The sequence below is a fragment of the Mycobacterium sp. genome (genome assembly GCF_036488105.1).
Taxonomy (GTDB): Bacteria; Actinomycetota; Actinomycetes; order Mycobacteriales; family Mycobacteriaceae; genus Mycobacterium.
Map to the genome: position 1 here is coordinate 1 of NZ_DASXHW010000138.1, position 8,429 is coordinate 8,429.

General features: G+C 64.9%; 11 protein-coding genes and 1 pseudogene. 6 read left to right on the forward strand and 6 right to left on the reverse strand.

From position 1 onward, the window contains the following. Positions 1–190: 190 nt before the first annotated feature. Positions 191–646 carry a MaoC family dehydratase gene (locus VGH54_RS07160; RefSeq protein ID WP_331511241.1) on the forward strand — a complete coding sequence of 152 codons (456 nt, stop codon included), beginning with the start codon at positions 191–193 and terminating at the stop codon, positions 644–646. A gap of 12 nt (positions 647–658) precedes the next feature. Further along, positions 659–1,564, forward strand: coding sequence for an alpha/beta hydrolase (locus VGH54_RS07165; RefSeq protein WP_331511242.1), 906 nt, complete (start codon positions 659–661; stop codon positions 1,562–1,564). On the opposite strand, the gene VGH54_RS07170 is transcribed toward VGH54_RS07165, so the two are convergent. Continuing rightward, positions 1,561–2,853, reverse strand: coding sequence for an acyl-CoA dehydrogenase family protein (locus VGH54_RS07170; RefSeq protein ID WP_331511251.1), 1,293 nt, complete (start codon positions 2,851–2,853; stop codon positions 1,561–1,563). The two genes, VGH54_RS07165 and VGH54_RS07170, sit on opposite strands and share 4 nt — an antisense overlap. A gap of 25 nt (positions 2,854–2,878) precedes the next feature. On the opposite strand from VGH54_RS07170, the gene VGH54_RS07175 reads away from it, so the two are divergent. Further along, positions 2,879–3,493 carry a GNAT family N-acetyltransferase gene (locus VGH54_RS07175; protein WP_331511243.1) on the forward strand — a complete coding sequence of 205 codons (615 nt, stop codon included), beginning with the start codon at positions 2,879–2,881 and terminating at the stop codon, positions 3,491–3,493. A 35-nt stretch (positions 3,494–3,528) separates the two neighbouring features. On the opposite strand, the gene VGH54_RS07180 is transcribed toward VGH54_RS07175, so the two are convergent. Next, a complete protein-coding gene (locus tag VGH54_RS07180; protein ID WP_331511244.1) occupies positions 3,529–3,759 on the reverse strand; it encodes a hypothetical protein in 231 nt (76 codons plus the stop codon). A gap of 300 nt (positions 3,760–4,059) precedes the next feature. Here VGH54_RS07180 and VGH54_RS07185 point away from each other — a divergent pair, with 300 nt between their 5' ends. After that, a complete protein-coding gene (locus tag VGH54_RS07185; RefSeq protein ID WP_331511245.1) occupies positions 4,060–4,365 on the forward strand; it encodes a hypothetical protein in 306 nt (101 codons plus the stop codon). Positions 4,366–4,414: 49 nt separating this feature from the next. Here VGH54_RS07185 and VGH54_RS07190 read toward each other — a convergent pair. The 3 genes and pseudogenes from VGH54_RS07190 to VGH54_RS07200 form a co-directional block, all read right to left on the reverse strand. Then, positions 4,415–4,900: pseudogene (locus VGH54_RS07190) on the reverse strand (DUF4185 domain-containing protein); the annotation flags it as partial. Positions 4,901–4,905: 5 nt separating this feature from the next. Further along, positions 4,906–5,700, reverse strand: coding sequence for a DUF427 domain-containing protein (locus tag VGH54_RS07195; protein WP_331511246.1), 795 nt, complete (start codon positions 5,698–5,700; stop codon positions 4,906–4,908). 213 nt (positions 5,701–5,913) lie between these two features. Next, complete coding sequence (locus VGH54_RS07200) at positions 5,914–6,243, reverse strand: antibiotic biosynthesis monooxygenase family protein (protein ID WP_331511247.1); 330 nt, start codon at positions 6,241–6,243, stop codon at positions 5,914–5,916. 58 nt (positions 6,244–6,301) lie between these two features. Between VGH54_RS07200 and VGH54_RS07205 the strand changes: the two genes are divergently transcribed. Further along, positions 6,302–6,736, forward strand: coding sequence for a MarR family winged helix-turn-helix transcriptional regulator (locus VGH54_RS07205; protein WP_331511248.1), 435 nt, complete (start codon positions 6,302–6,304; stop codon positions 6,734–6,736). On the opposite strand, the gene VGH54_RS07210 is transcribed toward VGH54_RS07205, so the two are convergent. Further along, positions 6,733–7,407, reverse strand: coding sequence for a TetR family transcriptional regulator (locus VGH54_RS07210; protein WP_331511249.1), 675 nt, complete (start codon positions 7,405–7,407; stop codon positions 6,733–6,735). The genes VGH54_RS07205 and VGH54_RS07210 overlap by 4 nt on opposite strands. Before the next feature lie 69 nt (positions 7,408–7,476). Here VGH54_RS07210 and VGH54_RS07215 point away from each other — a divergent pair. Continuing rightward, positions 7,477–8,429 (forward strand): ferredoxin reductase (locus VGH54_RS07215; protein WP_331511250.1); only part of this gene is annotated, 953 nt, incomplete at its 3' end.

Below are 8,429 nucleotides of genomic sequence, written 5' to 3' on the forward strand. Positions count from 1 at the left end.
ACCTGCGGCGGCAGGTCGCGGGCGCGTCGCGGCACATGTGTGTCGGCCAGCAGCAGCAGCTTCACCCGACCATCCTCCTCTGACGATGAATGGTTCGCGTCCCGGTGGTCGGGTCGTGTACGCGGAGTGGCACGATGCTAACCAGCGCCGCCCGCTCCGCTGCCGGGCCGACTCAAGGGAGAGAAACGCCATGCGCACCTTCGATTCAGTCGCCGACCTCGCCTCGATCAAAGGCGAAAGCATCGGAGAGAGCGATTGGGTGACGATCAGCCAGGAAGACGTCAACCTGTTCGCCGACGCGACCGGCGATCACCAGTGGATTCACGTCGACCCGGAGCGGGCGGCCAAGGGTCCGTTCGGCAAGACGATCGCGCACGGTTTCATGACGCTGGCGCTGCTGCCCCGACTGCAGCACCAGATGTACACCGTCAACGGCATCAAGCTTGCAATCAATTACGGCCTCAACAAGGTCCGCTTTCCCGCGCCGGTCCCGGTCGGCTCTCGCGTCCGTGCGAAGAGTTCGCTGGTCAACGTCGAGGATCTGGGCAACGGCGCGGTGCAGGCCACTGTGTCGACCACCGTCGAGGTCGAGGGCTCGGTCAAACCGGCGTGTGTGGCCGAAAGCGTCGTTCGTTACATCGCGTAGGGCGGCGGGGTCATGGACGCTGGCCTGGCTTCCTGGCTAGATGAAGGACTATATTTCGACTATCTCGGCTTCGAGATCTTCTATCGCGTGGAGGGCAGCGGCCCTCCGCTGCTGCTGATCCACGGCTACCCATTCAATTCCTTTGACTGGCAACCGATTTGGCCGACGTTGACGCAGCGATTCACCGTGATCGCGCCCGATATGATGGGAATGGGCTTCTCGGCCAAGCCCGTCGAATACGAATACTCGGTGCACGACCACGCCGACATGCACGAGGCCTTGCTGGCTCACCTGGGCATCGGCAACGCGCACATCCTTGCCCATGACATCGGCGACTCGGTCGGCCAGGAATTGTTGGCCCGCCACGAATTTCGTCAGCACGCCTATGGCACGCTGCGCATCGACTCGATCACCTGGCTCAACGGCGGTATGTTCGTCGAGACCTACACGCCGCGGGCGGCACAGAAGCTGTTATCGGCAACTCCGTTGGGCGACATCTTGAGTCCGGTTCAGAACAGTCCGCTGTCACGCAGGCTGCTGGAGCCGACGTTGCGGGAGATGTTCGGCCCCAACACCAAACCGACGCGGCACATGATGGTCGTGTTCAGTCAGATCCTCGACTACAACGACGGCCGACGCGTGCTGCACAAGGTCGGCCGTTTCATCAAAGACCGCCACACACACCGGAATCGGTGGGTGCGGGCGATGCGGGAGACCGACGTTCCGATGCGATTGATCGATGGACCGATCGACCCCAACTCCGGTGCGCACATGGCCCGCCGTTACGCCGAGGTGATCCCCAACGCCGACGTGGTGATGCTCGCCGACGATATCGGGCACTGGCCGCAACTCGAAGCTCCCGATGCGGTGCTGACACACTTTCTCACCCACATCGACCGCGTCACCGCGGGCAGTTAGAACTCGGCGACCGCGTGCTCCAGGCGCTCGGCCAACCGGGCCTGCGCCTCGGCCCGCCGGGTCGGCAGGTGCTGCGACGGGAAAGGCGTTGACACCGGCTCATATTCGCGCAGCGTGCGGCGGGCCACGGTCATCTTGTGCAGCTCGGTGGCGCCGTCGGCGATCCCCAGCGACTCCGCGGCAATCATCATCTTGATGAACGGCATCTCATTGGAGACCCCGAGCGCGCCGTGTAGGTGCAGGGCGCGCTGAGCGACGTCGTGCAACACCTGCGGCATCGCCACCTTGACTGCGGCGATATCGCGGCGGACCTTCTGGTAGTCGTGATGCTTGTCGATCAGCCAGGCGGTGCGCAGCACCAGCAACCGGAACTGCTCGATCTGGATCCAGCTGTCGGCGATCTTCTCCTGGGTCATCTGGAAATTCGACAGCGGACCCATCCGGGTCTGGCGGGAGACCGCTCGCTCACACATCATGTCGAATGCCCGCCGGGCCAACGCGATGGTGCGCATCGCGTGATGGATGCGCCCGCCGCCCAGCCGGGTCTGCGCGATCGCGAAAGCCTGGCCCTCGCCGCCGAGGATGTGGTCGGCCGGCACCCGGACGTCGGTGTAACCGACGTAGCCGTGTGTGGCGTGCGACTCCGTGCCGACGCCCACGTTGCGGATGATCTCGACGCCCGGTGTTCCGGCCGGGACGATGAACAACGACATCTTGTCGCGGGTGCGGGCGTCGGGATTGGTGACCGCCATGACGATGAAGAACGTGGCGTGCCGGGCGTTGGTGGAAAACCATTTCTCGCCGTTGATGACCCACGAGTCGCCGTCGCGTTCGGCGCGGGTCACGAACAGGCCCGGATCCGAACCGCCTTGCGGTTCGGTCATGGAGTAACACGAGGTGATCTCGCCGGCGAGCAGCGGTTCCAAATAGCGCGTCTTCTGTTCGGGGGTACCGAACAGGGCCAGGATCTCGGCATTGCCGGAGTCGGGTGCCTGCGAGCCGAACACCGACGGAGCCCACCGGGACCGGCCCACGATTTCATTCAGCAGTGCGAGCTTGACCTGGCCATAGCCCTGTCCGCCGAGTTCGGGTTCGAGATGCGCCGCCCACAGGCCGTGGTCCCTGACCTGTTGCTGTAGCGGCCGCAGGACCGCCATGGTGTCGGGATTCTTCTTGTCATACGGATCGAGCGCCACCAGGTCGAGTGGCTCGAGCTCGTTGACCATGAATTCTTCGACCCAGTCCAGCTTCTGCTGGTATTCCGGGTCCGTCTCGAAGTCCCACACGATTCCGACGCTACTACTCTGGCTGCCAATGACAATCCATACGCGTCCTGGGCACAAGGCCGATGTCTCTGAGCTGTCGCACGCACTTGGCCGCGCCTTCTACGACGACCCCGTTTCGGTCTGGATCATGCCGGACCCCAAGGCGCGGGCCGCGCACCTGCGGAAGTTCTTCGCGACAGTTACCCGCCACCATCATCTCGCCGGTGGCGGTGTGGAGGTGGCCACCGACGGGTCGACCATCGGCGCGGCGGCCCTGTGGGATCCGCCGGGTCGATGGAAGCAGTCGGGACGTGAACAACTGGTGATGCTGCCCTCGTTCATCCTCGGGTTCGGGCCCCGGCTGACAACGGCCCGCAAGCTCAATGGACTGCTCGAGCAGATGAAGTCACAGCACCCGGAGGAACCGCACTGGTACTTGGCGGTACTGGGGAGTGACACCTCGGTGCGTGGCAAAGGCTACGGGCAGGCGCTGATGCAGTCGCGACTCGACCGTGTCGACGCCGAGCACGCACCCGCGTATCTAGAATCCAGCAAGGCCGAAAACGTGCCGTACTACCAGCGATTCGGCTTCGAGGTCACCGGCGAGCTCGTCGTGCCCAACGGGGGGCCGACGCTGTGGCCGATGTGGCGGCCGCCGCGCTGAATACGGATCCAGGACGCGGCTTTTTACTGCGCCGTTTACGCAACCCTAGGTGGCGCGTCCCGCAGCACAACGAGGTCCCAGGCGAATGTTATTGCCGCAGGGGCAATTCTCGGCACGTATGACACCGGCCCGATAACTGGAGAGCAGAGTTCGCGTCGGGCATCGGGAAAAGTGCGGCTGACCTGAGACAGCTTGGTACCGGCGCCGGCGGCGCGGAGGTATGCGTCCCAGAAGTCGCCGGTGGTCTGCGGGTCTAGATCTGTCATGTTGGTCTCCTTGGCTGTGATGGTGCATGTCCCAGATCCTCATTGACCTCCAATGCATTTCACGACCAGCCGGTGAGGCCGGTTCGGCCAATGTGACGGGTCACTCACCAGCTGGCAAGTCGCTGAGGAGGTCAACTCAGCCTTGGCTATCCAAAGAAGTCGTTCCGTTCCGCGATCGGCCGTCGCCTCGAGACTGCGTCCGTGGGCGGACTCCGCCTATCGGGAAATCGCCCCATATCTGAGGATTCTGGGGAGGTGGTCCGTGTTTAGTCGATCGGGTCCGAGGGGAACCGAGTCACCATGGCTAGTGAAGACGTCGACCCCCAAACTCTGAGCTCGAGCGAGTCGACCGACTCCGACGAGGTGCGCAATGACGACGGCGACATCGTCGTTGATCCGCCCGACGGTTGGAGTGAGGCTGACAAGTTCGGGATGACGGCGCGCGAGGAGCGGGAGGGCGATTCCCTCGACAACCGGCTCGCTGAAGAGGAGCCCGACGTGCTGAACGACGAGGGCCCGGGCGTGGAGCGCCCAGTCCGCGTGCATCGCGGTCAGATCGATGGAACCCCCGAGGATGGCGACTCGCTATTCAACGTCGACAGGTGACGATTTGGTAGTGTCGCGCATCGTCGCGCGGAGTTGCATTGCCCGATAGGGCCGGGAACCTCGTCTTGCCGCTCAGGTGGTGCCATGAGACGCCGCTGTCGTCGGAGCGCCAGATCTGGGTCCACACCACGTTGCCGAAGCCCCGGTTGACGATCGCGTGCAGGTAGAGCGAGTCGCCCACCCGCAGCAGGTCGGACGGAATCACCGTGCTGATGCCGCGGCGGGGCTGTCCCGACCGGCCGGCGCGATGCGTGTACTGCCAAAGTTGTTGTGCAAAATCAGGATTGGACCCGCCGGCCCGGTGGTAGGTGATCGGATGGCCGGCGTCGCCGGTGTCGATCAGAATGACGGGCGAACGCGAGTCTCCTTCTCCAACACGATTGCCGGAGAAGGTATCTCCGAACACCGACACCAGCGTTCCGTTCGGCGCAGTCACCGATGCGCCCAGGTCGGTGCACGTCACGCCCCACCGATCGGTGATCCCGGGGCCGGTGAGGTCGGCCACCTTGCCCTCTTTGCGTTGCGCGGTAGCCACCGCGGTCAGTCGGAGAACGGAGTGATGGGCCTTTGCCGTGGTTGGCCATCCACGATGACGTCTACCCGCTCGTTGAAAAAGGCGACGAGGTCGCGGACGGGTTCGGCTTCGCGGAGCGGTTGGTGATACGTCCACGCAATGTCCGCGGGTCCATCGGGCAGCGACAGATACGACGCCCGGCCCTTGTAGGCGCAGTAGCTGACCGTCTCACTCGGCTCGAGATCGACGACGACGTCAGCGCGGGGAAGATAGAACCGGGTCGGCAGCAGAGTCTCGAACAACAGCAGCGGACGCGACGACTCGGCCAGCAGCCGGCCGTCCCACTCGAAGCGGACGTGCCGGCTGCTGGCGAGGATGTCGATGCGTTTGAACGGGTCGTGCGGGTGGGAGACGATCGGCTCGTCTTCCTCATGCCAGGTGAAGGCGCTGAAGTCGAAAGTGAGATACCCGGCCAGATCCGGATCGTCCGGCCGGAATGCCGCCGCAGGACATCGCCGCCCGCCGACGATGACGTCGAAGATCTCGCCGGTACAGCTATGCGCGGTAAAGGGATTCGTCGGGACCAGGACGGGCAGCTCGGCAAGACCGTCGACCCGGCCCGCCGATTCCAGCTGGGCCGCGACATCGGCCTGCGGCACCGCGTAGGTCGGGACGACCCGCCGCGGCTCCCACACCAGCAGTCCGTCGACCGTGTCGGCTACCGGCTCGCCGTCGAGGTCAATCCGGAGGTGCTTCTCGGTCGGCTCGTAGCGCAGCGACGGCAGTGCGGCCCCGAGCAGGTCTCGCATTTTGGTGGCCATCCCACCATCATGGCGTCCCGAGGGGACCGGCGGCTTCACCCGCCGGGGTAATCGGTACTTCCGCCGCGCGGCGGCGGACCTTGTCGTTGCCCAGTGTTACTGTTCCTTCCGGGGTCGGACTGGTCCTTCGTGCAGCGTCGGGAGACGCACCGCAGAGAAGAATCTGAGGCTGAGTGAAGGTCATGAAGCTACTGGCTTCAGCCATCAGAGATGTCACCATGGCGCGGGATGCACCGACTCAACGGTGTACAGATGCGGTTCGAATCCGTCGGCCAAGTCCGCGCACTTCCCCATGTGCTGGCGGGCGGTGGGATTGCTCAGCATCGCCTCAAACGCTTCCGCGCTGCGCCATTGCGCGTAGTTGACGACGCGGGTGCCGTCGATGCTGAGGTGAATATTCGCCGAGATGAACCCGTCGATGTGCTGCATCACCTCCTCGGTGGCCGCCATCAGGAGATCGGCGAGTTCTCGAGCCCGCTCGGGTTGCACGGTGAACACGTTGATCAATGTCGCGTGGTCGGCGTGTGCGGTAATGGTCGACATGACTATCTCCTTTGTCAGGTTCCTGACGATACGATAGCACCAGTGTAAGGTTCCTGTCATGCAAGCGTCGGAGGCCGAGCGCTCGGTCGGATATCTGGTCAAACGGGTCCAGCAAGGACTACGGCGCCAATGCGACCTGGCGCTGAAACCGACCGGTCTGTCGATGGCCCAGTACTCGACGTTGCGGGCGCTGCATGAACACCCCGATGCGTCGGCCGCCGAACTGTCGCGGCTGTGCTTCGTGACTCGGCAGTCCTTGCAGGACGTGCTGAGCGGCTTGCGTGCGGCGGGACTGGTCGAGACGGCCGACGCCCCGCCACGTGGACGCGCTCGACCCCTGGAGTTGACGCGCCTGGGATCGCGGCGTCTCGGCGCCGCCCACGACGCGGTGTTCGGCGTCGAAGCAGTGATGCTGCAGGGTATTTCGGCCCGGGATCGGCGAACCGTTGCCGAAGTTCTACTGCGCTGCGCGGAGAACGTCGAAGATGCTTAGGGGCTGCTGCGCCAGCCGGTGACGCCGATGACGATCATCCGCAGTTGCTTGACCGCGGTGATGCGGATCTCCTCGATCGCATCGGCGCCCTGAACACCTTCGAGCGCCTCGGCGATGACGATCATCGAGTTGACGAACAGGCTCGCCAGCACGTTGAGGTCGTCGGTGCTCCACGCGTTCAGACCCGGAAACCGGGCGAGGTCGGTGGCCAGTTCCGACGTCAGCAGCCGGAATTCGGTGCGGATGGCATACCGCAGAACCGTGACGCCACTGGAGCGTTCGCGTCCGATGAAACGCCAGTGCTCGCGACCTTCGGTGACGCTGGCGACCACGATCTCGACCGACGATTCGATCACCCGGTTGGGGTCGAGCTTGCCGGCGCGCGCGCCACGCAGCATGTCCCGGAGGGTCCGAAACGACTCGTCGATCAGGACCAGCCCGAGGGCCTCCATCGATTCGAAATGGCGATAGAACGCTCCCGGGACGATCCCGGCTTCCCGGGTCACCTCACGCAGGCTCAATCCGCTGAAGCTTCGCTCGTCGAGCAGTTTGAGCGCCGCGGCAACGATGGCCCGGCGAGTGGCCTCTTTGCGCTCTTCGCGGGACGGGCCCTCGCGGCTACGCCCGCGGCTCGACCGGTGCGGCCGTGAGCTAGGCGCACGACTGTTCACCGTGTGAACCGTACCACAGACCTGGGGAAACCCTTGACGAGCAGGGTTATATGCGCGCACGGTATACACATGTTCACTCAAACTCTGAAGGCGCGGGTGCTGGGCTCGGACCTGGTCAACCTGCTGACCGGCCCGCACGGCGTCGACCGGTACACCGAGCAGGTGGATCGGACCTGGACGCTGGCTGAGGGCCGCGCGAAGGTCGTCGACGTGCGACGGGACACCCCGCGCAGCGTCACCCTGGTGCTGGCGCCCAACGACGCGTTCACCGACACCATCAAGGCCGGGCAATACGTCAACCTCAGCGTCGAGATCGACGGACGCCGGCATACCCGGTGCTACTCACCGGCCAACGCCGAGGGCGCCTCGCATGTCGAGCTGACCATCGGACAGCACGACGGCGGACTGGTCTCGACCTATCTGTACGAGCGTGCGCGTCGCGGGATGGTGGTCGGTCTGACCGGTGTCGGCGGTGACTTCGTCTTGCCGGCGCAGCGGCCCCGCCGCATTCTTTTCGTCTCCGGCGGCAGCGGGATCACGCCCGTCATGGCGATGCTGCGCACGCTCATCGACGAGGACCACTCGGGCGAGATCGCCTTCGTGCACTACTCGCGCAACAGCGCTGAGGCGTGCTACCGCGACGAGCTTGCCGCGATGCCGGGTGTGCGAGTGCTGCACGGCTACACCCGATCGTCCGGCGGCGATCTCGACGGCCGATTCGGACCCGGCCACCTGGCCGCGGCCATGCCGGAACCTGACGCGGTCTTCGTCTGTGGTCCAACCGCTTTGATCGAGGCCGTCCGTGAGCATTGCGAGAACGTGTACTCGGAGAGTTTCGTGGCGCCGTCGTTCGACCTGCCCGCGCAGCCAACGGGTGGGCGGGTCACGTTCGCGGACAGCAGCATTGACGTCGTCGACGATGGCCGCCCGCTGCTGGAGCAGGCCGAATCGGCCGGACTGAACCCGGCCAGCGGATGCCGGATGGGCATCTGCCACACCTGCACACGCCGCAAGACCAGCGG

Excerpts from the sequence above, each read along its gene's own strand:
- VGH54_RS07160 (WP_331511241.1), top strand. The coding sequence starts at position 191 with ATGCGCACCTTCGATTCAGTCGCCGACCTCGCCTCGATCAAAGGCGAA.
- VGH54_RS07165 (WP_331511242.1), top strand. The coding sequence starts at position 659 with ATGGACGCTGGCCTGGCTTCCTGGCTAGATGAAGGACTATATTTCGAC.
- VGH54_RS07175 (WP_331511243.1), top strand. The coding sequence starts at position 2,879 with ATGACAATCCATACGCGTCCTGGGCACAAGGCCGATGTCTCTGAGCTG.
- VGH54_RS07180 (WP_331511244.1), bottom strand. The coding sequence starts at position 3,759 with ATGACAGATCTAGACCCGCAGACCACCGGCGACTTCTGGGACGCATAC.
- VGH54_RS07185 (WP_331511245.1), top strand. The coding sequence starts at position 4,060 with ATGGCTAGTGAAGACGTCGACCCCCAAACTCTGAGCTCGAGCGAGTCG.
- VGH54_RS07195 (WP_331511246.1), bottom strand. The coding sequence starts at position 5,700 with ATGGCCACCAAAATGCGAGACCTGCTCGGGGCCGCACTGCCGTCGCTG.
- VGH54_RS07200 (WP_331511247.1), bottom strand. The coding sequence starts at position 6,243 with ATGTCGACCATTACCGCACACGCCGACCACGCGACATTGATCAACGTG.
- VGH54_RS07205 (WP_331511248.1), top strand. The coding sequence starts at position 6,302 with ATGCAAGCGTCGGAGGCCGAGCGCTCGGTCGGATATCTGGTCAAACGG.